At 64.3% G+C, this 23,358-nt stretch carries 21 protein-coding genes; 8 read left to right on the top strand and 13 right to left on the bottom strand.

Annotated features, from left to right (window positions below):
- Positions 1-79: 79 nt before the first annotated feature.
- Positions 80-517, top strand: a complete 438-nt coding sequence (locus AC13FW_RS06395; RefSeq protein WP_296251620.1) for a SufE family protein — start codon at positions 80-82, stop codon at positions 515-517.
- Positions 514-1,749 (top strand): MFS transporter, encoded by a 1,236-nt coding sequence (locus tag AC13FW_RS06400; protein ID WP_482988551.1) that lies wholly within the window; start codon positions 514-516, stop codon positions 1,747-1,749. Before AC13FW_RS06395 ends, AC13FW_RS06400 begins: the two co-directional genes overlap by 4 nt.
- A 65-nt stretch (positions 1,750-1,814) precedes the next feature.
- On the opposite strand, the gene AC13FW_RS06405 is transcribed toward AC13FW_RS06400, so the two are convergent.
- Both AC13FW_RS06405 and AC13FW_RS06410 read right to left on the bottom strand, forming a co-directional pair.
- Positions 1,815-4,127 (bottom strand): beta-glucosidase, encoded by a 2,313-nt coding sequence (locus AC13FW_RS06405; protein ID WP_482988552.1) that lies wholly within the window; start codon positions 4,125-4,127, stop codon positions 1,815-1,817.
- 193 nt (positions 4,128-4,320) lie between these two features.
- Positions 4,321-5,679 (bottom strand): carbohydrate porin, encoded by a 1,359-nt coding sequence (locus AC13FW_RS06410; RefSeq protein WP_482988553.1) that lies wholly within the window; start codon positions 5,677-5,679, stop codon positions 4,321-4,323.
- A 374-nt stretch (positions 5,680-6,053) separates the two neighbouring features.
- Between AC13FW_RS06410 and AC13FW_RS06415 the strand changes: the two genes are divergently transcribed.
- On the top strand, positions 6,054-6,776 hold the full coding sequence (locus tag AC13FW_RS06415) for a TetR/AcrR family transcriptional regulator (RefSeq protein WP_296251633.1): 723 nt from the start codon (positions 6,054-6,056) through the stop codon (positions 6,774-6,776).
- A gap of 329 nt (positions 6,777-7,105) precedes the next feature.
- Here the strand turns inward: AC13FW_RS06415 and dksA are convergent, their stop codons facing one another.
- On the bottom strand, positions 7,106-8,248 hold the full coding sequence (gene dksA, locus AC13FW_RS06420) for an RNA polymerase-binding protein DksA (protein ID WP_282269831.1): 1,143 nt from the start codon (positions 8,246-8,248) through the stop codon (positions 7,106-7,108).
- Between the two features lie 259 nt (positions 8,249-8,507).
- Here dksA and yidD point away from each other — a divergent pair, with 259 nt between their 5' ends.
- The 3 genes from yidD to AC13FW_RS06435 are packed head-to-tail and all read left to right on the top strand — an operon-like array spanning position 8,508 to position 10,979.
- On the top strand, positions 8,508-8,780 hold the full coding sequence (yidD, locus tag AC13FW_RS06425) for a membrane protein insertion efficiency factor YidD (RefSeq protein WP_282269833.1): 273 nt from the start codon (positions 8,508-8,510) through the stop codon (positions 8,778-8,780).
- 1 nt (position 8,781) lies between these two features.
- Entirely contained in the window at positions 8,782-10,128 is a 1,347-nt protein-coding gene (locus tag AC13FW_RS06430; protein ID WP_482988554.1) for a dihydroorotase, read from the top strand.
- The gene (locus tag AC13FW_RS06435; protein ID WP_482988555.1) at positions 10,128-10,979 is read left to right on the top strand and encodes a M23 family metallopeptidase; all 852 of its coding nucleotides are present in this window, start codon (positions 10,128-10,130) and stop codon (positions 10,977-10,979) included. The genes AC13FW_RS06430 and AC13FW_RS06435 overlap by 1 nt, the downstream gene beginning before the upstream one ends.
- Before the next feature lie 354 nt (positions 10,980-11,333).
- Here the strand turns inward: AC13FW_RS06435 and AC13FW_RS06440 are convergent, their stop codons facing one another.
- From AC13FW_RS06440 to efp, 6 genes are all read right to left on the bottom strand, one after another.
- Positions 11,334-12,014: a phytoene/squalene synthase family protein gene (locus tag AC13FW_RS06440; RefSeq protein ID WP_481533032.1), complete on the bottom strand. Its 681-nt coding sequence runs from the start codon at positions 12,012-12,014 to the stop codon at positions 11,334-11,336.
- A gap of 19 nt (positions 12,015-12,033) precedes the next feature.
- The gene (locus tag AC13FW_RS06445) at positions 12,034-12,723 is read right to left on the bottom strand and encodes a phosphoglycolate phosphatase (RefSeq protein ID WP_482988556.1); all 690 of its coding nucleotides are present in this window, start codon (positions 12,721-12,723) and stop codon (positions 12,034-12,036) included.
- A complete protein-coding gene (gene ubiG, locus AC13FW_RS06450; protein ID WP_282266737.1) occupies positions 12,720-13,442 on the bottom strand; it encodes a bifunctional 2-polyprenyl-6-hydroxyphenol methylase/3-demethylubiquinol 3-O-methyltransferase UbiG in 723 nt (240 codons plus the stop codon). The genes AC13FW_RS06445 and ubiG overlap by 4 nt, the downstream gene beginning before the upstream one ends.
- A gap of 43 nt (positions 13,443-13,485) precedes the next feature.
- On the bottom strand, positions 13,486-14,829 hold the full coding sequence (locus tag AC13FW_RS06455) for a TRZ/ATZ family hydrolase (RefSeq protein WP_482988557.1): 1,344 nt from the start codon (positions 14,827-14,829) through the stop codon (positions 13,486-13,488).
- A 42-nt stretch (positions 14,830-14,871) separates the two neighbouring features.
- Positions 14,872-15,462, bottom strand: coding sequence for a TMEM175 family protein (locus AC13FW_RS06460; protein WP_482988558.1), 591 nt, complete (start codon positions 15,460-15,462; stop codon positions 14,872-14,874).
- Between the two features lie 76 nt (positions 15,463-15,538).
- Complete coding sequence (gene efp / locus AC13FW_RS06465; RefSeq protein WP_282266739.1) at positions 15,539-16,105, bottom strand: elongation factor P; 567 nt, start codon at positions 16,103-16,105, stop codon at positions 15,539-15,541.
- Between the two features lie 100 nt (positions 16,106-16,205).
- Between efp and epmB the strand changes: the two genes are divergently transcribed.
- Positions 16,206-17,234: an EF-P beta-lysylation protein EpmB gene (gene epmB, locus AC13FW_RS06470; protein WP_296251588.1), complete on the top strand. Its 1,029-nt coding sequence runs from the start codon at positions 16,206-16,208 to the stop codon at positions 17,232-17,234.
- A 42-nt stretch (positions 17,235-17,276) separates the two neighbouring features.
- On the opposite strand, the gene AC13FW_RS06475 is transcribed toward epmB, so the two are convergent.
- From AC13FW_RS06475 to AC13FW_RS06485, 3 genes are read right to left on the bottom strand one after another with little or no spacing between them, the layout of a single operon-like run.
- Complete coding sequence (locus AC13FW_RS06475) at positions 17,277-19,424, bottom strand: putative bifunctional diguanylate cyclase/phosphodiesterase (protein WP_482988559.1); 2,148 nt, start codon at positions 19,422-19,424, stop codon at positions 17,277-17,279.
- The gene (locus AC13FW_RS06480) at positions 19,421-20,338 is read right to left on the bottom strand and encodes a phosphate/phosphite/phosphonate ABC transporter substrate-binding protein (protein WP_482985832.1); all 918 of its coding nucleotides are present in this window, start codon (positions 20,336-20,338) and stop codon (positions 19,421-19,423) included. The genes AC13FW_RS06475 and AC13FW_RS06480 overlap by 4 nt, the downstream gene beginning before the upstream one ends.
- Before the next feature lie 60 nt (positions 20,339-20,398).
- On the bottom strand, positions 20,399-21,166 hold the full coding sequence (locus tag AC13FW_RS06485; RefSeq protein WP_282266745.1) for an RNA methyltransferase: 768 nt from the start codon (positions 21,164-21,166) through the stop codon (positions 20,399-20,401).
- Between the two features lie 119 nt (positions 21,167-21,285).
- On the opposite strand from AC13FW_RS06485, the gene AC13FW_RS06490 reads away from it, so the two are divergent.
- Positions 21,286-22,113 carry an inositol monophosphatase family protein gene (locus AC13FW_RS06490; protein WP_282266749.1) on the top strand — a complete coding sequence of 276 codons (828 nt, stop codon included), beginning with the start codon at positions 21,286-21,288 and terminating at the stop codon, positions 22,111-22,113.
- Between the two features lie 203 nt (positions 22,114-22,316).
- On the opposite strand, the gene AC13FW_RS06495 is transcribed toward AC13FW_RS06490, so the two are convergent.
- Positions 22,317-23,132: a hypothetical protein gene (locus AC13FW_RS06495; RefSeq protein WP_482988560.1), complete on the bottom strand. Its 816-nt coding sequence runs from the start codon at positions 23,130-23,132 to the stop codon at positions 22,317-22,319.
- Positions 23,133-23,358 lie beyond the last annotated feature (226 nt).

Below are 23,358 nucleotides of genomic sequence, written 5' to 3' on the forward strand. Positions count from 1 at the left end.
TTGGGGTGAGGGCAACAACGCCCCGACCCACTCCAAAGCCCCTCGCCGCCAACGCGACCGGCCAAGCACAGGACCAACGATGATCAACTCCCCCTTCCCGCTCGAACCCACCCCCGCCGAAGCCCAGGCCGCCATTGCCGAGGAGTTTTCCTTCTTCGGTGACTGGTCCGAGCGCTACCAGTACCTGATCGACCTCGGTCGCAAGCTGCCCGCCTTCCCGGAGGAATGGAAGACCGAAGAACACCGCCTGCTCGGCTGCCAGTCCATGGTCTGGATCGTGCCCGAAGGCGATGCCGACAAGCTGGTGTTCCATGCGATCAGCGACTCGGCCATTGTCTCGGGCCTGATCTATCTGGCGCTGCGCGTGTACTCGGGCCGCTCGGCCACTGAGATCCTCGCCACCGATCCGGACTATGTGTCCGCCATTGGCCTGGCCAAGCACCTGTCGCCAACCCGCAGCAACGGCCTTGCCGCGATGCTGGCCTTCATCCGCGATACCGCCCAAGCCAAGCAGTGAACAACACCGGTTCCATCTCCGAGTTGTTGCGCCAGCCCGGCTACGTCCAGCTGCTGCTGTACCGCATCGCTGGCATGCTGTCCTACCAGATCGTCGCGGTCACGGTCGGCTGGCATATCTATGAAGTCACCCGCAATCCATTCTCGCTGGGCCTGATCGGCCTGGCCGAGGTACTGCCCTACTTCTGCGTGGCACCGTTCGCCGGCTACCTGGTCGATCACCTGCCACGCCGCAAGCTCGGCATGACCGCCTGCCTCGGGCTGATCGCCACCGCCTTGATGCTGGTCGCCGTGGCTACCGGCTGGTTGCCGGTCAAAGGCGTGTGGCCGATCTATCTGGCGGTGGCCTTGACCGGCATGGTCCGCGCCTTCCTGTCGCCGGTCTACAACGCACTGTTCGCGCGGGTGCTCAAGCGTGAGCAGTTCGCGCGTGGTGCCGGTTTCGGCACGGTGGTGTTCCAGATGGGCATGGTCATTGGCCCTGCGCTGGGCGGCGTACTGGTCGCCGTTGGCGGCAAGGGCTTGTCCTATGGCGTGGCGGCGACGATGGCAGTGCTGGCACTGGTTGCACTGGCCTCGCTCAAGGTCAGCGAGCCGGCACCGCCGCAGACCCGCGCACCGATCTTCGCCAGCATCGCCGAAGGCGCACGCTTCGTGCTGTCCAACCAGATCATGCTTGGCGCGATGGCGCTGGACATGTTCTCGGTGCTGCTGGGCGGCGTTGTGGCGATGCTGCCGGCCTTCATCCAGGACATCCTGCACTACGGCCCGGAAGGCCTGGGCATCCTGCGCGCGGCACCGGCACTGGGCTCCATCGCCGTCGGCCTGTGGCTGGCCCGTCACCCCTTGCGGCGCAATGCTGGTCGCGTATTGCTGTCCGCGGTGGCCGGCTTCGGCCTGTGCGTGATTGCCTTTGGCCTGTCCAGGAGCTTCTGGCTGTCGGCGGCGATCCTTGTGTTCTACGGTGCCTGCGACGGCGTGTCGGTGGTAGTGCGCTCGACCATCATGCAGCTGGTGACCCCGGATGAAATGCGCGGCCGGGTGTCGTCGATCAACGGCATCTTCATCAGCTCGTCCAACGAGCTGGGCGCATTCTACGGCGGCAGCATGGCGCGCCTGCTGGGCCTGGTGACGGCGGTGGTAGTCGGCGGTTGCGCGGTGCTCGGCGTGGCCGCGGTTACCGCATGGAAAGCGCCGCAGCTGCGCAAACTGGACAACCTGCAGGATCTCTAGCCAGATCGACGCCGGGGCAAGCAGCACGCTTGCCCCGGCACATCCATCTCATGCAGAAGTACGCATCAGGGTGCGTAGTCGCTGGCCTGCGCTTTCTCGAAGGCCTGCTGCGCACGGATATCACGCGATGAAGCGCCCACACGCAGGTTGTAGGTGCCCGCGTCCGCTACCCAACGGCCACGACCTGTGTCGAACGAGGCCAGATCCCTGCCTTCGATCTCAAACTGCAGCACCTGCGACTGGCCCGGTTGCAGCACGCCCGTTTTTCCGAATGCACGCAACTCCTGACTCGGCTTCTCAAGCACGCCCTGCGGCGCACTGACATAAACCTGTGCGACTTCGCTACCCGCCAACTTGCCGGTGTTTGTGACTTTCACACTGGCCCGCACCGGTCCGGCGTCACTGACATCCACTTTCAGGTCGCTATAGGCGAACGTGGTGTAAGACAGGCCGAAACCAAATGGATAGGCCACCTCCACCTTGCGCGTATCAAAGTGACGATAACCCACCCAGATGCCGTCGTCGTATTCCACTTCGGCGGCACGTGAGATCTGCCCGAAGATAGAACTCGCATTCGGATCCGGGCCCAGCAACTCCCTGCCGGGGAAGCCTTTACTGGCCGGATAGTCACCCAGCTGCATCGCAAACGTATCGACAAGCTTGCCGGAGGGGTTCACCGTGCCGGACAGCACGTCGGCAATCGCATTCCCAGCCTCCTGCCCTGGTTGCCAGGCCAGCAGGATGGCATCGGCGAAGCGGCTCCAACTGGCCGTCTCGATCACGCCACCGATATTGAGCACCACCACCAGTTTCTTTCCCCGCGCACGGAAAGCCTTTGAAGTTCGCTCCAGCAGTGCGTATTCGGTTGCGGTCAAATTGAAATCACCCTCCGCCTTGCGATCAACGAACTCACCCGAGCCACGGCCGATGGTCACCACCGCCACATCCTGCTGCCGCGCCAGGCTCTGCAACTCGTCATCACTCACAACCCGCTCTGCGATGCGCGGCTTGCTCAGGTACCACTCGGTCTTCGGAAGCTTGGGGACCTCTTCGTCGATATAGCGTGTGTAGGCCTGTTCCAGCCCGCCCGCATTGCTGAAACCCGCGCTCTCCAATCCACGGGCCAGGGTAACGGCATATGCCTCGTTGACGTCGCCACTTCCGGTTCCACCGATATTCACTTCGTAGCTGCCATGACCCAGCAACGCGACGCTGGCGTTGGCAGGCAGCGGCAGCGCGGCCGCCTGGTTCTTGAGCAGGACCATGCCTTGGGTCGCTGCGCTACGCGAGATCCGTGCGTTACCGGACAGGTCGGGTTGGTCCGAATGCGGCAGCTGCCTGTAGGCACGACTGCGCAGCACCAGCTCCAGCACACGCTGCACATTGCGATCCAGCACCGCCTCATCCAATGAACCGCTGCCCACCGCCGCCAGGATAGCCGCACGCTGCTTGCCGGTGCCGGGCATCAGCAGCTCGTTGCCGGCCTGCATCTGCGCGACCGCATCCGTCCCGCCGAACCAATCGGTCATCACTACGCCCTGGTAGCCCCATTGGGCACGCAACACATCGGTCAGCAGCCAGTTGCTCTCCGAGGTGTAGCTGCCATTGAGCTTGTTGTAGCTGGACATCACCGTCCACGGCTGACCTTTGTGCAGGGAGATCTCGAAGCCCTTCAAGTAGATCTCCCGCAACGTCCGCTCATCCACCTTCGCATTGATGGTGTTGCGGTTCCACTCGTGGTTGTTGACCACGAAGTGCTTCACCGATGCCCCGACACCACGCGCCTGCAACCCATTGACCAAGGCAGACGCCATCTCGCCGCTGACCACCGGATCTTCGGAGTAGTACTCGAAATTGCGCCCGCCCAACGGAAACCGGTGGATGTTCTGCGCCGGCGTCAGCATCACGTCGATGCCATAGGCAGCCGCTTCATCACCGATGGCTGCACCCACCTTGCGTACCAGCGCCAGGTCCCAGGAGCTGGCCAGGGCGCTGCCGATCGGGAACGCGGTGGCATGGAAGGTTCGGCCGGGGGCATCCTTGCGGGTAGGCTCGATACGTACCCCCGCCGGACCATCGGCCAGCACCAGCGAAGGAATGCCCAATCGCGGCACCGCCACAGTCGCGCCCGCCGCACCGGCCACCTTGTCTTCAATCGCACCCACTACCGGCGCCTGCATGTCCTCAGGCAGGCCGGGGAAACTCATCCCCTGGCCGGTCACCAGTTCGATCTTCTCCTGCAGGGTCAATGCCGCTATCACATCGTCCAACGGTGCCCTGCCCAATTGCGGAAGCTCCTTGGCCTGTGCCGCGTTCATCACCAAGACTGTCAACGCGATGCTGATCAACAGCGGTTTGAATCCAGGCTTTTTCTGCATTGCTGCCATTTCACGTGCTCCGGTTCTCACCCGGCGCTTTGCGCCCGGTGCTGCGTTTGGAAGTAACGCGCCCACAAGCCTGCAGCGCGCGATCATTGAGCTGAAACCACGGACAACACTCAGACGCCAGCGCCATCCTTGCGCCGCCTGTTGCGGCACGAAGGTCGATCCAGCGAGGCTGGCCACACATGACTCAGAACGAGAACGTCAACTGACTCTGCAGATTCACCGCATCCGGATGCTGGCTGGTGACGACCGGGTTGCGCGTATAGCTCAGGGTATTGACCCAATAAATGCCACGGAATGCGCGCAAGGCATATGAAACCGACCCCGTGGAACTGAAGCGCACCGGATCCATGCCCGCGGCACCAAGGTAGCGTCGCGCGTCATCGCTCACCTCGGTACGGGTGTAGCCAAACGACACCATGTCGCCGGGACGCGTTGCAAAGGGCGCCAGGCTGTAGAGCGTCAGCGCGTAGTCGGAGCTGAAGATATTGTGCTCGGCCGGCGCATAATTCGCTTTCACGTTGACGTACCAACCGCGGTAGGGAAGCGACGTGTCCGGCTGGGTGAATTGATGGTCGGCCACCAGGTAGAACCCACGATTGGTGCCCTTGCGCTCCGGGTTGCGGTAATCGGTGTAAAGCGTGCGGTTGTAGATCGTTCCCTGGCGGATCCATGTCATCCGGGTATTCGCAGTGGACGCAACCCGATAGCCGATTTCATTGACGTAGATCGGCTTGGTGCCTTCCACGCTCCACTTCAGCCCGCTGGGGTTGGCCTTGCTGTCGGCAAGGAAGCCATCGGGACTTTGTGAGCGCGCGACACCAAAGTGGTCATAGAAGCGGCCGCTCTTCGAGTACAGGCGGATATCCATGCCGGGCACGGGCTTGAATCCTGCCATGCCAACCAGGTTGGGAATGATGCTGGTCGGGCCAAGCGCGGAAGATGCCGTACTTGCCCCCAGGAACAGACCAACAAACTGGCCTAGCATGCCGTAGTAGCCATATTGGATGCGCACGCGACCGTCAGCGAACTCCTGCTGCACCGAGAGCTGCGCTACCGCTGCATCATCATTCAGGCCCGCATCGCGATACACGGTGCGCCAACTGTTGGCTTCAAAGGTCAGTTGGGATCGCTTGCCCCACCAGCCCAGCCGCGACAGGTCATAGGTAGTGATGGTCGACAAGGTGCTGCCGAAGCTCGGCCGCTGCCCGTTGTACGTCTGCGGGCGAGCTTCCTGGCCACGCAGGTCATAGGTTTCGGTGGCGCTGTAGAAACCCATGAACATCCACCCGTTCTCATACAGTTTCGGCCGCAGACCCAATAGATCAGGTGACAGCGTCTCACAGGTGGTGATGATGGGCGCCTCCGAGCCGCGACTGACGAAGGTGTCGTAGTCGCGACAGCTCGGTGCCGAGGCCGATGCTGCCAACGAATCGTCCTGGCGCTCGCTTGAAGACAGCTCGTCCAGCGATCGTGCAACTGCAGAACCCGTATCGGGCTGCGCATGGGCCATCGAGGCACCTAGTCCAAGGAGGACCGCCAACATCACTTTGCCGAGGATGCTGCCGCTCCCGTTACAACAGTACGTGCTCATTGCTTCTCTCCCAGATTGATGAAGAGCGGCCCGTGCCAAAACCTCGGCCGCCTGCGCGAACACAACAGCTCGACATGCACTGGGTTGAGGCACCCGTCCAACCCAGGCACTGCGACGTCGGCCTCTCGGCGCGCCTCCCATCAGGCGGGGCCAGTCAGATTGCTGCCGTCGCGTTTCCTGCGATGGCGGGAACCAGCTGCGTGCAAGCCCCTCCGGGATGTTGTTGCGGCGATACGATTCATGACCGTTGCGCCGACGCCGCGGCAGTAAACCTACTAGCTAGTAGGTTTGTCAAAAACTGTGACGCGGGTACAGATCCGGCATGTATGGCGCCCGCGGACGCCGGGGATACACTGCGCACTCACCCGACGCGGGATTGGACTTTGCCCACTTCAACGCAAATCTCGTCCGTCAGCCGCACACGCCGACGCTCCCCCAAGGGCGACAGGCGACGGCAACAGATTCTGGACGCGGCAATGCGCGTGTTCGCCCGCGATGGCTACAGCAATGCCTCCATTGCCGAGGTGGCAAGCAATGTCGGCCTCACCCTGCCCGGCCTGTTGCATTACTTCCCCAGCAAGACCGACATGCTGTTGGCGGTTCTGGAGGTCCGCGATCAACGCAGCCCCCGCCTGCCCGACTATCCGCAGGACTACACGCTTGAAGACGCTGCCGCAGGCCCACCACTTCCGTGGTCGCAGGTGGTGGATCAACTGCGCCTGGTCAATCGCGCAAATGCCGAGATACCCGGCGTAATCCGGGCTTTTTCGCTGCTCAATGCCGAAAGTCTCGGCGAGGACCACCCTGCACAGGAATGGTTTCACCAGCGCTCCGGACTGATGCTCCAATACATCGCGCACAGCCTGCGCCATGGTCAGGAGTCCGGAGAGATAAACACCGCGATTGATCCGGACCAGATCGCCGCCGAACTGATCGCGATGATGGATGGTTTGCAATTGCTATGGCTGCGCCATCCCGACAAGGTCGAGCTCGGCAGCTACTTCGAGAGCTATCTACAACGCCTGCAGCAGGCCGTGCAGATCAGCTGAACACCCAAGCTGCAAGCATTGCCTTCAGCGCACCGCAGACCACTCGGCATGCAAGCCCTGCCCACCGTCCCGCAGCAAACGCCGAGGGCCAGAACCAGGCGCCTGCGGCCCCGATGCCAGCCGCGAGTAGATTGCTGCCGTGGACAAGCCAAACACCGCCCCGTCTTCGTTCAAAACTGCGCCGAACGGGCGTCAGCCATCGGCAATAGTGGCCCGCGCCAGCGCAACAGCACGATGGATGAAATCTTCTTTTGTGGACATGCAGCACTCCAGAAAAGAAAAACCCCGCCGTAGCGGGGTTTTCGGGCGGCAATGACTCTACGCCAGGATCAATCGCCCTGCTGCTTCTGCAGGTGCTCCCAACGCTCCTGCGCATCAATCGTGCGCTCGGCGGTGAGACGGGCTTCCAGGCGATCCAGACCGATGTCCTCGCCGGTATCGACGCAGAAGCCGTAATCGCCGGCTTCCAGACGCTTCAGCGTGCTGTCGATCTTGCCGATCAGCTTGCGGTAGCGGTCGCGGGTACGCAGTTCCAGTGAATTTTCCGTCTCACGGGTTGCACGCTCGGCTTCATCGCCGATGTCACGCACTTCCTCGCGCAGGTTCTCGATGGTCTGCTTCGATTCCTCGACCAGGTCCGCACGCCAGTTGAGCAGGCGCTGGCGGAAGTACTCCTGCTGCAGCGTGCTCATGTACTCCTCATCTGCAGACGGCTTGTAGCCAGCCGGCAGGATCGGACGGCCAGTGGCCTCGTCGACGTTGTATTCGACAACCTTGTACTTGCTGCGCGGTGCCGGAGCGGTCGAACGCGCGGTTACAGCAACTGCAACCTTGCCCACGGGACGGACGGCAACAGGAGCGGTGGATTTGACGGGAGTTTTGACGTTGGATTTCGAAACAGGCACGGGATTCTTGGATTGCGGGGCCTTGGCCGCTGGAGCCGGCTTGGCAGCAACCGGCGCAGGTGCCGGAGCTGGGGCCGTCTTGGCGACTTCGACCGGGACAGACTTGGCCGCCGCCGGCTTTGCAGCAGGCTTCGGTACGGACTTGACCACGGGTTTGACAGCAGTCTTGAGCGGTTTGGCAGCCACTGGTTCGGCCACCTTCTTGACTACGGGTTTGGCAACGGGCTTGGTGGCCTTGGCAACCGGCGCAGCTGCTTTCTTGGCAACTGGCGCGGCAACCGGCTTGGTCACCTTCTTGACCGCCGCCTTCTTGGCAGGGGCCGCCTTTTTAGCGACTGCCGTCTTAACCGCAGCCTTCTTGGCGACGGGTTTGCTGGCAGGTGCTGCTGGCTTGACCGGCGTTTTCTTTGCAACCGCCTTGGTGGCGGGCGCTTTCTTCGCGGCCGGCTTGGCAGCCTTGGCCACCGGCTTGCTTGCAACCGGCTTGGACACCGCCTTCTTGACTACAGGTTTGGCGGTTTTCTTGGCGACCTTGACGGCCTTTTTTGCAGGTTTTTTAGCAGCCACGAAACGCTCTTCCTTGTTTCCCCCGGGGCCCGGGAAAGCGGGCCTTTATAGCCTACCCGACCAGCAGCAGCAACCGCGCCGGGCACCGTATGTGAACGGATGCCCGACCCGTGCAGTCCAGGTCCGGTGGCGTCACCGGACCGTTTCGCGCAGTTCGGAACGTAACCAGGCGCGCCATCGCCCCTGGCTGGCAGCGGAAAGCACGTCGTCTTTACCGGCGCCATCCCGCATCCTGCGACAAATCCTGCTCGCTTGCCAAGTGGCTTATCATTCAACCGTGATCGGCCGACTCCTCATTGCCGTACTGCGCTCCTACAAGCGCTTCATCAGCCCCCTGCTCGGGCCGCGCTGCCGTTTCTATCCCAGCTGCTCGGAATACTCCATGGACGCGATCCGTATACACGGTCCGCTACGGGGATGTTGGCTTACCCTGCGCCGACTGGGGCGCTGCCATCCGTTCCACCCGGGCGGACTGGATCCGGTCCCGGAGCGCGCCGATTCCCCCTCTTGCCGCTGCACAGGAAAACACTGACATGTCCTCCACGCTCATCCGTAACGCCCGCATGGTCAACGAAGGTCGTACCTTCGACGGCGACCTGCGCATCGAGAACGACCGTATTGCGCAGATCGGCAGCGGCCTGACCCCGCGCGAGGGCGAGCAGGTGGTGGACGCGGCTGGCCGTTGGCTGCTGCCGGGGATGATCGACGACCAGGTGCACTTCCGCGAACCTGGCCTGACCCACAAGGGCGACATCGCCAGCGAGTCGGCTGCCGCGGTGGCCGGCGGCCTGACCAGCTTCATGGACATGCCCAACACCAACCCGCCAACCCTGGACTCGACCATCCTCGAAGCCAAGTACGAGCTGGCCAAGGGCCGTGCCTGGGCCAATTACGGCTTCTACCACGGCGCCAGCAACGACAACCTGGAAGCAATCCGCGTGCTCGACCCGAAGAAGGCGCCGGGCGTGAAGGTGTTCATGGGGGCCTCCACCGGCAACATGCTGGTCGACAACCCGGAAACCCTGGACGCGATCTTCCGCGAATGCCCGACCCCGATCATCACGCACTGCGAAGACACACCGATGATCGACGCCAACATGAAGGCGTTCCAGGAGAAATACGGCGACGCCTTGACCCCGGACATGCACCCGGACATCCGCTCGCGTGAGGCCTGCATCAAGTCCACCCGACTGGCGATGTCGCTGGCACGCAAGCACGGCACCCGCCTGCACGTGCTGCATATCTCCACCGCTGATGAATTGGCGCTGTTCGAGAAGGGTCCACTGATCCGTGCCGACGGCAGCCGCAAGCAGATCACCGCCGAGACCTGCGTGCACTTCCTGCATTTCGCGCGCCCGGACTATGCCACCAAGGGCAACCTGATCAAGTGCAACCCGGCGATCAAGGAAGTGTCCGACCGCGAGGCCATCACCGCCGCCCTGGTCGATGACGTGCTCGACGTACTGGCCACCGACCATGCCCCGCACACCTGGGAAGAGAAGCAGAAGCCGTACGCGCAGGCGCCGTCCGGCCTGCCGCTGGTGCAGTACGCGCTGGTTGCCGCACTGGAGCGCGTGCACGAAGGCAAGCTGAGCCGCGAACAGGTGGTGCAGAAGTTCGCCCACGCTCCGGCACAGCTGTTCGACGTCGAAGAACGTGGCTTCCTGCGCGAGGGTTACTTCGCCGACCTGGTGCTGGTCGAGGACGTGCCGTTCACGGTCAAGCGTGAGGACGTGCTGTCCAAGTGCGGCTGGTCGCCGTTCGAAGGCACCACCTTCCGCTCGCGCATCGCTTCCACCTGGGTCAATGGCCAGCAGGTATGGGACGGCAGCAAGCTGGTGGGCGCACCAGCCGGCCAGCGCATGACCTACGACCGTTGATGCGTTCGGTCCTGATGATGGGTGCGCTGCTGCTTGCAGCGCCCCTGCTCACCGCCCCGCCCGCGCAGGCCCAGGATGGCATTGGCAACCTGCTCGACAACCGGGTCGTGTTCCCTGCCAGTGCCTCGCAGGGCGCAATGGTGATCGGCAAGGTCCCGGCCGGCAGCACGGTCCGCTACGCGGGTCGCGAGCTGCGGGTCAGTGGCTACGGCAGCGTGGTGTTCGGTATCGGCCGCGATGAGAAAGGTCCGCTGCAGGTACAGGTGCAGCGCCCGGATGGCGGCAGCGAGAGCGTTTCGATAGCGGTCACTGCGCGCGACTGGCCGGTGGAACGGGTCAACGGCGTACCGCCAAAGACGGTGAATCCGCCGCCGGCAATCGCCGAACGCATTGCCCGTGAGCAGGCGCAGGTAACCGAATCGCGCAAGCGCGACGACAACCGCACCGACTTCACCCAGACCTTCATCTGGCCGGTGCAGGGCCGCATCAGCGGCCGCTTCGGCAATGCCCGCGTCTACAACGGACAGCCGGGCAGCGGCCATTCGGGCATGGATATCGCCGTGCCCACGGGTACGCCGGTGAAGGCGCCGGCAGCCGGCGTGGTGACATTTGTGGGCCCGGACCTGTACCTGACTGGCGGGACCTTGGTGCTGGACCACGGCTTCGGCATCAGCTCCAACTTCCTGCACCTGTCGCGGATCGACGTGAAGGTCGGCGACAGGATCGAACAAGGGCAGAACATCGCCGCAGTTGGCGCAACCGGCCGCGCAACCGGCCCGCACCTGCATTGGGGCATGAACTGGTTCGACACCCGCATCGACCCACTGCTGGTGCTGGAACGCGGCAAATAGGGCAAAGCGCCTGTAGAGCCGAGCCATGCTCGGCAAAGGCTTCACCTGTAGTGCCGAGCCGTGCTCGGCAAGAGCTTCACCTGTAGTGCCGAGCCGTGCTCGGCAAGAGCTTCACCTGTAGTGCCGAGCCATGCTCGGCAGAGGCCTTACCGGTAGAGCCTCAGCCGAGCATGGCTCGTAGAGCCTCAGCCGAGCATGGCTCGGCTCTACAGGCCCATGCACAACAATGCTTGTGGGAGCGGCGCAGGCCGCGAAGCAGGTAGATCAACAGCGCAAAGCTGCCCTCATCGGCCCTTCGGCCACCTTCTCCCGTAAACGGGAGAAGGGAGCGACTCCGGCAAACTCCCTACCGCCTCAGCCCCGCGCAGCCCACCAGCTGCGCCACAGCAGGCCCGCCGGGCTCGGCTGGTACTCACCGCCACGAATGCGCGCCTGCTGGCGACCACGCGCCAGCACGGCATAGACGCGACGTGGACGTGGGCCGGCGACGCGCGACGGCCAAGCCGCCTGCAGGGCCTTGTCCCATTCCATTTCATTGCTGAAGGCCTGCGGCACCGAAGCCGCCTGTTCCTGCACGCGCAGCGCCAGCATCTGCGTGGTCAACGCCTCGGCAGCAGACGGTGACGGCTTGCTACCAAACATCGCCGCCTCCACCGCCGCCGCCGCCGCGGCGTACTGCGCCAACCCCTTGCGCGCCTGCGCGGCATCGGCCACAGGATCACGCGCGTCGATCAAGCTCGGCAAGGCATCGGCCAACTGTGCCCACGGTGCACGCACCGGCTCCAGCACGCGGCCCAGCGGATGCCGCGAGCGCTGCAGCTCCCAGCTGCGCAGCTCCTCGCCCCACCAGGCCAGCTTGGCGTCCTGTGGTGTGGTGTCGCCACTGGCGTTCAAGATGTCATCGAATTCCTGCAACAGCGCGAACCAGGCCACGCTGCGCTCACGATCGGCCTCGTCGACAAAGCGCTCCACGAAGGCCCATTCCGGCCAACGCTCACGCCACTTGTCCAGGAAGCTGTCCAGCGCACTGCTCACATCAAACCTCGTTGTTGAATCAGGCCGAAGCCGGTTGGGTAGCTGGCCATGCGGCTGGCTGCCAAAGTTCCTGCGGTAGTTCACAAATGCTGTCGGCCTGCCACGTCGACGGGTCATCCCCTTCGGGACGGTAACCCCACAACACGGCCACCGACGGCATCCCCGCAGCGCGCGCGGCGATGATGTCGCGCTCGTCGTCGCCGACATAGACGCAGGCACTGGCGGCGGTATTGATCCGCTGCGCAGCCACCTCCAGCGGCAACGGGTGCGGCTTGCGCTCGGCCAGGGTGTCGCCACCGATCAGCACCGCGCAGCGCTGCTCCCAGCCGAGCTGCGGCAGGATCAGGCGGGCCAGGTACTCCGGCTTGTTGGTCACGATGCCCCAGGTGGTGCCTGCCTTTTCCAGCGCTTGCAGCATGGTCTCAACGCCATCGAAGAGCGTCGCGCACTGGCCGATCAGCGCCTCGTAGATTTCGAGGAACTCCGGCACCAACGCATGCCGTTCGGCATCGGCCATGTGCGGGAAGGCGACCGTCAGCATCGCCCGCGCGCCCTTGGACACCGCCGGGCGCAGCTGCTCCAGCGTCACCTCGCCCATGCCGCGAGCCTGCAGCATGCGGTTGGCGGTGACGACGAAGTCCGGCGCGCTGTCCAGCAAGGTGCCGTCCAGGTCGAACAGCACCGCTGCCGGGAACCTGCCCGCGCTCATGCCTGTTCCGGCTTGACCGCGTAGGCCAGATAGTTGATGTCGGTGCGGCTGCTCAGGCGGGCACGGTTGCGCCACGGCTCATAGGCCATGCCGCTGACGTCCTGCAGCGAGAAATCAGCAGCGCGCAGCCATGCGCCCAGCTCGGCCGGCTTGATGAATTCCTGGTAGTGGTGCGTGCCCTTGGGCAGCAGCCGGGCGATGTACTCGGCACCGACGATGGCGACCGCAAACGCCGCCGGGGTGCGGTTGATGGTGGACAGGAACAGCTTGCCACCCGGACGCAGCAGTCGATGGCAGGCGGCGATGATCGCACCCGGGTCCGGCACGTGCTCCAGCATTTCCATGCAGGTCACCACGTCGTAGCTGCCCGGCTGTTCTGCGGCCAGGTCCTCGGCTGCCTGCACCCGGTAATCAACGCTGACGCCGGATTCCAGACCGTGCAAGCGCGCGACCTTCACCAGCTCCGGGGCCAGGTCGATGGCGGTCACCTGCGCGCCTTCCTTTGCCAGCGCTTCGCTGAGCAGGCCGCCGCCGCAGCCGATATCCAGCACCTTGGCGCCGCGCAGGGGCGCGCGATCAGCCACATACTTCAGGCGCACCGGATTCAGTGCGTGCAGCGGCTTCTGCGGGCCGTCGGCGTCCCACCAGCGGGTGGCCAATGCGGCGAACTTGTCCAGTTCAGCCTGATCGAAATTGGTGGAGGTGGAAGCTGCACTCATATCGGTTTCCTCGTGCGGCCGCGTGGGGCGGCCGGTTGCGCGGTCAGGCGCGGATGGTACGGATGCGGTCGCGCCACTGGCGCGCATTGGCGGTGATCGCGGCAATGTCCATGTCGACCAGCTGGCGCTGGACCAGCTTGGGCTTGCCGGCGATCCACACGTCGCTGACCTGGTGACGGCCAGCGGCATACACCAGCTGTGACAGCACATGATGCAGCGGCTGGGTCTCCAGCGCGGACAGGTCCACGCAGGCCAGATCGGCCTGCTTGCCGACTTCGATCGAGCCGATGCGGTCGCCGAAACCCAGCGCGCGTGCGCCGCCCAGCGTCGACGCACGCAACGTGGTGGCCGCGTCCAGGGCAGTGGCGTCATTGGCCACGGCCTTGGCGAGGATGGCCGCGGTGCGGTTCTCGCTGAACATGTCCAGGTCGTTGTTGCTGGCGCAGCCGTCGGTGCCGATCGCCAGATTGACGCCGGCCCTGACCAGTGCACAGGCCGGGCAGAAGCCCGACGCCAGCTTCAGGTTGGATTCCGGGCAATGCACCACGCTGACACCACGCTCGCCGCACAGGTGGATCTCGGCCTCGGTCAGCTGGGTCATGTGCACCGCGATCAGGCGCTCGTTGACCAGTCCAAGGCGATCCAGTCGCGCCAATGGGCGCTGCCCGTGCAGGGCGATGGAATCGGTGATTTCCTGTGCGGTCTCATGCGTGTGCAGGTGAACGCGGCTGTCGAGCTGGTCGGACAGCATCCGCACCCGCTCGAAATTGGCATCGCTCACCGTATACGGCGCATGCGGCGCGAAGGCGGTGCCGATCAGCGCATCGTCGCGCCAGGTATCGTGCAGCTCGGTGGCGCGGGCGAAGTACTCGTCATCGGTCTTGGCCCAGGCGCTGGGGAAGTCGATGATCACCGAGCCCACCAGCGCACGGAAGCCATGCTTCTTGTAGACGGCGGCCTGCACGTCGGCGAAGAAGTAGTTTTCGTTCGCACAGGTGGTGCCACCGCGCAGCATCTCGGCGATGGCCAGGGTGGTGCCGTCGGCAACGAATTCCGGCCCGATCACCGCCGCTTCCACCGGCCAGATGTGCTCGCGCAACCAGGTCATCAGCGGCAGGTCGTCGGCAACGCCGCGCAGCAGCGTCATCGGGTTATGGGTGTGGGCATTGACCAGGCCGGGGATCAGCGCCGCTTCCGGGCGCGATACGACCTGCCTGGCGCTGAAACGCGCGCGGGCCTCGGCACGCGGCAGCACCGCGACGATCACGCCGTTGCTGACCGCCACCGCGTGGTCCTCAAGCACCACTGCATGCGGCTCTACCGGCACCACGTAACCGGCTTCGATCAAAAGGTCACACGCCTCAGGCGCGGTCTGGCTTGTAGTCATTGCATTACTTCCTGCCATTACGGTGCCTTGCGCCACCCTGCCTCAGTCACCCTTGGCAAAAATCCAACGCTTGGCAATGAACGAGAACGGGAGGATCAGCCCGAACACATAGACCCCCACCCCCGCCGGCAACACGAAGCCAAGCGGAATGGTGCAGGCGAAAACAACAAAGGGAATGAGCCCACGCGCAAGCAACCAGCGTGTCTGCGCACGGCCGAGCTTGGCGTACAGCCCTTCCTGCTTCACCACCTGACGGCGGGTAAGCCAGGAGAACAGCGATATGCCGGTCAAAACCAGCGAATAGAACACGAACCGGTCCGGCTGCTGCTCGGAAACCGCCGCCGAGTACTCGCGCGTGGCGAACGGCATCAGCACCACGAAGAACAGCTGCAGCAAGGCCAGCCACACCAGCCGGCCATTGACCCGGGTGACGTGTTTCCAGCTGAGCATGTGCCCGGTCCAGAACAGGCCGGTGACGATGAAGCTGATGAAGTACGAGATGAACAGCGTGGCGAATTCGCTGTTGGCGGCATCGCTGCCCAACTGCTCGATCAATTCCTTGCCTGGCAGCCGCAACTCGATCGCCAGCAGGGTGATGACGATGGCGAACACCGCATCACAGAAAAAAACCACTCGATCATATGGAAACCGGTCCTCTCGGACCGGTTCCCCAACTGCCTGCTCGTCGCTGGCCGGTTCGCTCATCGGCTTACTTGACGCGAGCCGAGTATTCGCCCGAACGCGTATCAACGCGGATGATTTCATCCTGGTTGACGAACAGCGGCACGCGCACCACGGCGCCCGACTCCAGGGTGGCCGGCTTGCCGCCGCCGCCCGAGGTGTCACCGCGCACGCCCGGATCGGTCTCGACGATCTTCAGCTCGACGAAATTCGGCGGGGTCACGTCGATCGGGGTGCCGTTCCACAGGGTCACCACGCAGGACTCTTCGCCCTTGAGCCACTTCTCGGCGCCGTTCATGCCGGCCTTGTCAGCCTGCACCTGCTCGAAGGATTCCGGGTCCATGAAGTGCCAGTACTCGCCATCGCTGTACATGAAGTTCATGTCGGTATCGACCACGTCCGCTGCATCCAGCGAATCGGTCGACTTCATGGTCACTTCCTGGGTACGGCCGTCCTTGATCAGGCGGTACTTCACGCGGGTGAAGGCCTGGCCCTTGCCCGGCTTGACGTATTCGGTGTCGATGATGACAGCCGGCTGGTTGTTGACCAGGATCTTCATCCCGTTCTTTACGTCGTTCATGCCGTAACTGGCCATGCTGAAACTCCTGAATTGGCAAAACCGCCGCGTGTTGCGGGCGGCCGGATTAGAATGGAACGCCCGCCGTCTGGTGGGCCATCTGTTTTTCTGACCGCCAATGATAACCGCAGCCCCCGTCCTCACTCCAGAAAAAGCCATCCTGACCCTGCCCGACGACCGCTGGCAGGCGCACTGGCGCCAGGCCATCCGCGATCCGGCGGAGCTGCTGGCCATGCTGGGACTGGATGCCCAAGCGGTCGGGGTTTCGGCCGAGGCACTGGCGCAGTTCGCACTGCGGGTGCCGCGCGGCTTTGTCGCCCGCATGCGCCATGGCGACCCCACCGACCCCCTGCTGCGACAGGTATTGCCGATCACCGACGAGATGCGGATCGTGCCCGGGTTCAGCTTCGACGCCGTCGGCGACGGTGCGGCCAAGAAAGCCACCGGCGTGATCCAGAAGTACCGCGGCCGCGCCCTGCTGGTGACCACCGGCAGCTGCGCGATCAACTGCCGTTACTGCTTCCGCCGCCACTTCGACTATGCCGGCGAGAACGCCGCCAAGGGCGGCTGGCGCGAGGCGGTGGCGGCGATCGCCGCCGACCCGGGCATCGACGAGGTCATCCTTTCCGGCGGCGACCCGCTGTCACTGAACACCTCCAAGCTGGCCGAGCTGACCGATGCCCTGGCCGCCATCCCGCACATCAAACGCCTGCGCATCCACAGCCGCCTGCCGGTGGTCCTGCCCGAGCGCGTGGACGATGGTCTGGTGCAATGGCTTGCCAGCCTGCCCTGGCCGGTGGCCTTCGTACTGCACGCCAACCATGCCAATGAATTCGACGCCCAGGTGGATGCCGCCCTGGCCCGCATCCGCGCTACCGGCGCCCAACTGCTCAACCAGGCGGTATTGCTACGCGGCGTCAACGACGACCTGGACGCGCTGGCGGCATTGAGCGAGCGCAGCTTTGCCGGCGGCGTGATGCCTTACTACCTGTACCAGCTGGACAAGGTACAAGGCGCGGCCCATTTCGAGGTCAGCGACGAGCAGGCGCTGGCCCTGCACGCCGCGTTGATGGCCCGGCTGTCCGGTTATCTGGTACCCAAGCTGGTGCGCGAGATCGCCGGCGACACCAGCAAGCGGCCGCTCTGAGACAGAGCGGCTGGGTTTCCGCGGGGCAACCAGGCGGCCAGGTCAGCGCACCGCCGCCATCGCACCGCGTTCCAGCAAGCTCACCAAGCCAGCCGCCTCCAGCGGCCGTCCCAGCCAGTAACCCTGGACCAGATCGCAGCCACGCTGGCTGAGCAGCTCGAACTGCGCCTCCTGCTCCACCCCCTCGGCCACCACGGTAATCCCCAGCGCGTGGGCCATGGCGATGATGGCCGTGGTCAAGGCCAGATCGTCGGGATCACGCTCCATGTCGACAACAAAGCTGCGGTCGATCTTGACCCCGTCCACCGGCACCTGGCGCAGATGGCTGAGCCCGGAGAAGCCGGTGCCGAAGTCGTCCAGCCAGACCTTCACCCCGGCCCGGTGCAGCTTTTCCAACAGGGACACCGCCAGCATCTCATCGCCGATCACCGCAGTTTCGGTCAGTTCCAGATGCAGGCGCGCGGCCGCCAGCCCCGATCCGAGCAGGCTGCTTTCGACCTCCTGCAGCAGGTCGCCGTTACGCAGTTGCTTGGGCGAGACATTGACCGAAATGAACAACTCCTCGCCCAGCGCATTGCGCGGCCACTGCTGGGCCTGCTCACAGGCCGCGCGCAGCACCTTGGGGCCGATTATCTGGATCAGACCGCTCTGCTCGGCCACATCGATGAACATCGAAGGCGGAATCGCCCCCAGCGCCGGGTGGTCCCAGCGCAGCAGGACTTCCACCCCACACAGCATGCGATCACGGGTACGGAAGATCGGCTGGTAAACCAGGCGCAGCTCGTTGCGCTCCCAGGCTCCGCGCAGCTCCTGCTCCAGATGCAGACGCCGCTCCACCGCATGGTCCATGGCCAGGCTGTAGTAGCGGAAACAGTTCTTGCCGGCCAACTTGGCCTGGTACATCGCGATATCGCCGTTCTTCAGCAGCGCGGTGGCATCACCTGCATCCTCGGGGAACAGGGTGATACCAATCGAACTACCGAGGAAGATCTCGCGCTGCTGCACGTGCAGCGGCTTGCCCAGATCGATCACCAGCCGCTCGGCCAGCTGCTTGGCGATCTCTGCAGCGCTGCTTTGGCCCTGGCTGATCAGGATGACGAACTCATCACCGCCGAACCGCGCCAGCAAGGCGTCGTCCCCACCAATCTGCTCAACGGCGCTGGAGATGTGCTGCGCAAACTGCAGCAGGGCATCGTCACCGGCCTCATGCCCCAGCGTGTCATTGACCCGCTTGAACTCATCGATATCAATGAACAGCAGCGCCAACCCACGCCCAGCCGCCTGCGCGCGCAGCAAGCGGTGGTCCAGGGCTTCACGGAAAGCGAGCCGGTTGGTCAAGCCGGTGAGTGCATCGGTATAGGCCATCTGGCGCACGTCACGATCGTGCCGGGCGATGCTCTGGCTCATGCGATCGAAGGTGCGCAGCAACTCCCCGACCTCGTCGCCACGTCGGGTCGCCTGCGCCTCGATCAGGTAATCGCCGCGCTCGATACGCTGCGCCGCCGCGCCCAGCCAGCGGATTGGCCGCACCAGCGTGTACTGCACGTAGAACGCCATTACGCAGACAAAACCGAGCAACAGCAGCATCAGGCCCAAGGCCCAGCCCAGTTCCCGTCGCTGCGTCTCGCGCATGCGCTGCTCCAGCGCATGCATGGACTTGGCCTCCTGGGCTCGCACCGGCGCCAGATTCATGCCTACACGCAGCCCACCCAGCGGCTGGTCACCAATCGCCAGCGGTACATCCACCTCGAGTATCGATGGTGACTCCTGTACCAGGGGCTTGCGCGAACGCACCGCCGCCTTGGCCAACGGATCATTCATCGGCTGGCCGTAGCCAGCCACATCGAACGAGCCGTCGTGGATCAGCCGACCATCCGGGTCGTACACCAGCACGTAGCTGACCGACTTCTGCCGTGCGGTATTACGCACTGCCGCACCGATGGCAGCAAGATCGGAGTAGTACAGCGGATTAATCAGCGTATCCGCCAAGGCGTTGGCCAGCGCTGTGCCGCGCTCACGCACGCCTTGGTCGAACACCTGGCTCAGCACCTCGCCGCTGTTGCGCAAGGCCTCGCGCTGGGCGGCAGCCTGACGCACCAGCATCAACCCGACAATCGCCACCACCACCAGCAGCACCACGGCACTGCCTGCCAGGAAGCGGGCCTGCAATCCAAACCGGGGCGTGCTCATTCCACCTCCATCCGGATACGGACCAGACCACGGCGCAGACGCTCCAGCGCGCGCAGGTTGTCCGGGTCGACGGGGTGAAAGCCCGTGGTTCCAAAAAACTTGGCCAGCGCCGGCCCGGCCACCGGGTCACTACTGGCCTGCAGCAACACCTGCTGCAGGCGATCACGTACCGCCGGATCGAGGTCGGCGCGCACCATTTCCACCGCACGCGGGATCGGCTCGCTGCGGTACAGCACCCGCATGTCCTGGCGGAAGGCTGGCGGCATGGCCTGGTCGTCACTCCAGTCGATGCTGCTGATCACCCCGGCATCCACCACCCGCTTGTGTACATAGGTGGAGATGTTCAGTTCCGTGCGCACGAACACATACCCCACCGAGTCCTCGACCGGGGTGTCGCGCGGGTCCAGCAGGATTTCAGGCTGCAGGTCGTGGTCGAGCAGCTCCATGGCCGGCACCAGGTAGGCACTGGTGGACAGCGCGCTCTGCAGTGCCAGGGTACGCCCGCGCAACCCCTCCAGCGTGGTGATCGGGCTGTCGCGGCGCACGAAGAACACGCTGTGATACGTGCCCACGCCATTGCGCTCGGTCAGCAGCAAGGGCTTGGCGCCCGCCCGCTGGCCCAGCGCCATCGCCGTGCCCGAAGTCTCGGTGACCCAATCGACCCGGCCGCGCCGCAGATAGCTGCCCATCTGCTGCGCGTCCTTGGCCATCAGGATGCGTCCTTCGACGATCCCGACATCGCGCATGCGCGGCACCACATAGTCCAGCAGTGGCTTGAGTTGGTCGTAATGCGACTTCGGATCATCGCTGATCCGCCCCAAGACCAATACCGAACGATCAACCGCCGCCACCGCTACGGGCTGCAGTGCAGCCAGTGTCAGTGCGGCTCCCCAAAGCCATCGCAAGACACCCAAAACGACACCCCCTAATCCATCCCCACAGAGTACCGCTTTTAGCAAAGGGTGACGCAGTCCTCAGCCTTTGTCCGCCGAGGCCAGTCGGGCCATGCGCTGGGCATCGGACAGGATGCCGCGCATCAGCCTGACCTCCTGCTCGGACAGGTCAGCTTTCATGAACAGACGACGCAGCTTGCGCATGGCCGATTCCGGGGCGCGACCCTTGTGGAAGTCGATCTGGTCCAGGGTATCGCCCAGTTGACCGAACATCCCTTCCAACTGGGCATGGCTGGCAGGGGCTTCGTCGCGGCCAGGCTCAGCCACCACTGGCGCTGCCACGCCGGGCTGCGCTTCCAGCACCGCCATGCGAACCTCGTAGGCCAGGACCTGGACCGCGGCGGCCAGATTCAGCGAGCTGAACTCGGGATCGGACGGGATGTGCACTGCAGCATGGCAGAGCTGCAGTTCCTCATTGGTCAAACCGGTGCGCTCGCGGCCGAACACAAAGGCCACTTCCGCCGGTTCGGCTGCCTTGGCCACGGCGCGTTGTCCGGCCACTTCCGGCAGCAGCTCTTCCAGCTGCACCCGCCGCGCGCGCGCGGTACAGCCCATCACCAGGCGGCAATCGGCCACCGCTTCGGCAAGGCTGGCGAACACCGGCGCATCGCCGAGCACGTCCTCGGCACCGGCCGAGCGCCGGAAGGCGTCCTCGTCCAGGGGCTTTTCCGGGGCCACCAGGACCAGCCGTGCCAGCCCCATGGTCTTCATCGCACGGGCCGCCGCGCCGATGTTGCCGGGGTGCTGGGTGCCAACAAGAACGAAGCGAATATGAGCGGAAACAGACATGGCGTTAAAAAATCAGGAGCGAGACAGCTGTAGATGGTAAACTGCGCGGCCGGTCAATGCGCCGGACCCGCTCTTTTCCCCCGCCAATCCGATCTCTGCCTTCACGGGAGCCTTTCGCCATGCAGAAACCCGCCGTAACCGTCATGGTCAAGGCCGCCCGCCTCGCCGGCAACGTCCTGCTCCGCAACATCAACAAGCTTGAAGCCCTCAACGTGGTACAGAAGGGTCGGATGGATTACGCCAGCGAAGTCGATGCCGACGCTGAGAAGGTGATCGTCAAGGAACTCAAGCGCGCCTACCCGGAATACGGCATTTTCGGTGAGGAAGGCGGCATCCAGGGCGTCAACCGCATGATGTGGGTGATCGACCCGCTCGATGGCACCAGCAACTACCTGCGCGGCTTCCCGCACTACTGCGTCTCCATCGCCCTGGTTGAAAACGGCGAGCCGACCGATGCGGTGATCTTCGACCCGCTGCGCAACGAGCTGTTCACTGCCTCCAAGGGCAATGGCGCCGTGCTCAACGACCGCCGCCTGCGCGTGGCCGACCGCAAGGACCTGGAAGGCACGATGATCCACACCGGCTTCGCCCCGCGCGAACGCAGCCGTGCCAGCACCCAGCTCAAGACCGTCGACACCCTGCTGGTGCAGGCGGAAGACGTGCGCCGCACCGGCTCCGCCGCACTGGACCTTGCCTACGTGGCCTGCGGCCGCGCCGACGCCTACTTCGAGGCTGGCGTGAAGGCATGGGACATCGCTGCCGGCGTGCTGCTGGTTCGCGAAGCCGGTGGCAAGGTCTGCAACTATCGCGGCGCGCCACTGGACCGCATGGACTCGCGCGGCCCGGAGACCCAGCAGGTCGTGGCTGGCAACATCAAGGTATGCGAAGCCCTGCAGAAGGTCATCGTCAACACCGGCTACGCTGCCGAGTTCGACCCGAAGTTCTGATTCAGCTGCCATCGCAGTGAATCATCCGAAATCCGATGCCAGTCTCCTGGCATCGGATTTTTTGTGGGCAAAGCTCTGCTCACCGATTTTCCCGTGGGAGCGGCGTAAGCCGCGAAGCAGCAAATCCATCAGATGACACAAGCCGCCGGCGCCCCAGCACTGCCGGCTTTGCAGCTGACGCAGCTCCCCCAACGTCGGCCCAATCAGCCGGCCGACACCGCAGGAAGCACCGCAACAGCCACAGGCTGCCGGCCCCAGCCATGGCGGGCGGCCAACCATATCTCCAGGCCTACCAGCGCCATCACGATCAGCAAAGGCAACAGCAAGCCAAAGTAGATACCCGGCATCATCGAGCTGATCTGCGCCTTCAATAGACGGATCACGCCCTTGGTATGCAGCAGCTCGCTCATGCGCATGCCCAGCGCCTCGCGGAACACGGCTTTGTCCAGCCCGCTGCGGCCACCCACCTCCTTCACCAGGCTGTCCTCCACCCAGCGCAGCATCACTTCGCTGCGCAGGTGTTCGATGCCCTTGCGCATCCAGCGCTGCGGCATGCTTTCACCGCTGAGCATGCTGATATCGGCAAGCCTGTGCTCACCGAGATAGGACTCCACAGCCATGCGCGCGGCTTCGTGCGCGGAAACATCATCGCGCAGCATCGCCTCCAACTCCGGCGTATCCAGCGACCGGCCGAACTCGACCAGCCACTGCTCGGTCGCTGCCTGCAGATGTGGCTGGAAGTGATCGATCTGCTTGTACAGCGCACGCTGCCCGCCGGCAACCAGCCCCACCTGTAATCCAATGAAGGCAAACAGCAGCGGCAGCACCACCATATAGCTGGCAATCAGCCAGTGATGCCAACGCCGTCGCCGGGCAAGGCAACCCCTGCGCGCCAGAGCGACCCACACTGCGACCCCCAAGGCCAGGCCCAGAGCCGCCCCGAGCAAGGAGCCGCCAAACAGGTCCAGCACGCTCAGCCCATTCCAGAACTCCATTGCCCAATATTGCGCGTCCTGCACCACATGCTCCCCATTCGTCCGCAGTGCCCAGGAGGGTAGACACAAACCCGTGGACCGAGAATACAAGTGTCTGATTTCTACGGACGGCAAAAAGCAAAACTGCTACGTGCATGCACAGTCAGCGACGAGGGCACAGTTACAGCCGCGGCAGCAAAACAGACAACGCCCCTTGCGGGGCGTTGTCGTCAATCACTTGCGAACCTTGCTGGAACCGGGACAGTTGCCG

This window comes from Stenotrophomonas sp. 21LCFQ19 (assembly GCF_056861425.1).

What these genes read in the sequence shown, in the direction of transcription:
- AC13FW_RS06455 (WP_482988557.1), bottom strand. Translation starts at nt 14,829, where the DNA reads ATGACTACAAGCCAGACCGCGCCTGAGGCGTGTGACCTTTTGATCGAA.
- AC13FW_RS06435 (WP_482988555.1), top strand. Translation starts at nt 10,128, where the DNA reads ATGCGTTCGGTCCTGATGATGGGTGCGCTGCTGCTTGCAGCGCCCCTG.
- AC13FW_RS06485 (WP_282266745.1), bottom strand. Translation starts at nt 21,166, where the DNA reads ATGTCTGTTTCCGCTCATATTCGCTTCGTTCTTGTTGGCACCCAGCAC.
- epmB (WP_296251588.1), top strand. Translation starts at nt 16,206, where the DNA reads ATGATAACCGCAGCCCCCGTCCTCACTCCAGAAAAAGCCATCCTGACC.
- AC13FW_RS06410 (WP_482988553.1), bottom strand. Translation starts at nt 5,679, where the DNA reads ATGTTGGCGGTCCTCCTTGGACTAGGTGCCTCGATGGCCCATGCGCAG.
- ubiG (WP_282266737.1), bottom strand. Translation starts at nt 13,442, where the DNA reads ATGAGTGCAGCTTCCACCTCCACCAATTTCGATCAGGCTGAACTGGAC.
- AC13FW_RS06490 (WP_282266749.1), top strand. Translation starts at nt 21,286, where the DNA reads ATGCAGAAACCCGCCGTAACCGTCATGGTCAAGGCCGCCCGCCTCGCC.
- AC13FW_RS06405 (WP_482988552.1), bottom strand. Translation starts at nt 4,127, where the DNA reads ATGCAGAAAAAGCCTGGATTCAAACCGCTGTTGATCAGCATCGCGTTG.
- AC13FW_RS06445 (WP_482988556.1), bottom strand. Translation starts at nt 12,723, where the DNA reads ATGAGCGCGGGCAGGTTCCCGGCAGCGGTGCTGTTCGACCTGGACGGC.
- AC13FW_RS06395 (WP_296251620.1), top strand. Translation starts at nt 80, where the DNA reads ATGATCAACTCCCCCTTCCCGCTCGAACCCACCCCCGCCGAAGCCCAG.
- efp (WP_282266739.1), bottom strand. Translation starts at nt 16,105, where the DNA reads ATGGCCAGTTACGGCATGAACGACGTAAAGAACGGGATGAAGATCCTG.
- AC13FW_RS06430 (WP_482988554.1), top strand. Translation starts at nt 8,782, where the DNA reads ATGTCCTCCACGCTCATCCGTAACGCCCGCATGGTCAACGAAGGTCGT.
- AC13FW_RS06475 (WP_482988559.1), bottom strand. Translation starts at nt 19,424, where the DNA reads ATGAGCACGCCCCGGTTTGGATTGCAGGCCCGCTTCCTGGCAGGCAGT.
- AC13FW_RS06415 (WP_296251633.1), top strand. Translation starts at nt 6,054, where the DNA reads ATGGCGCCCGCGGACGCCGGGGATACACTGCGCACTCACCCGACGCGG.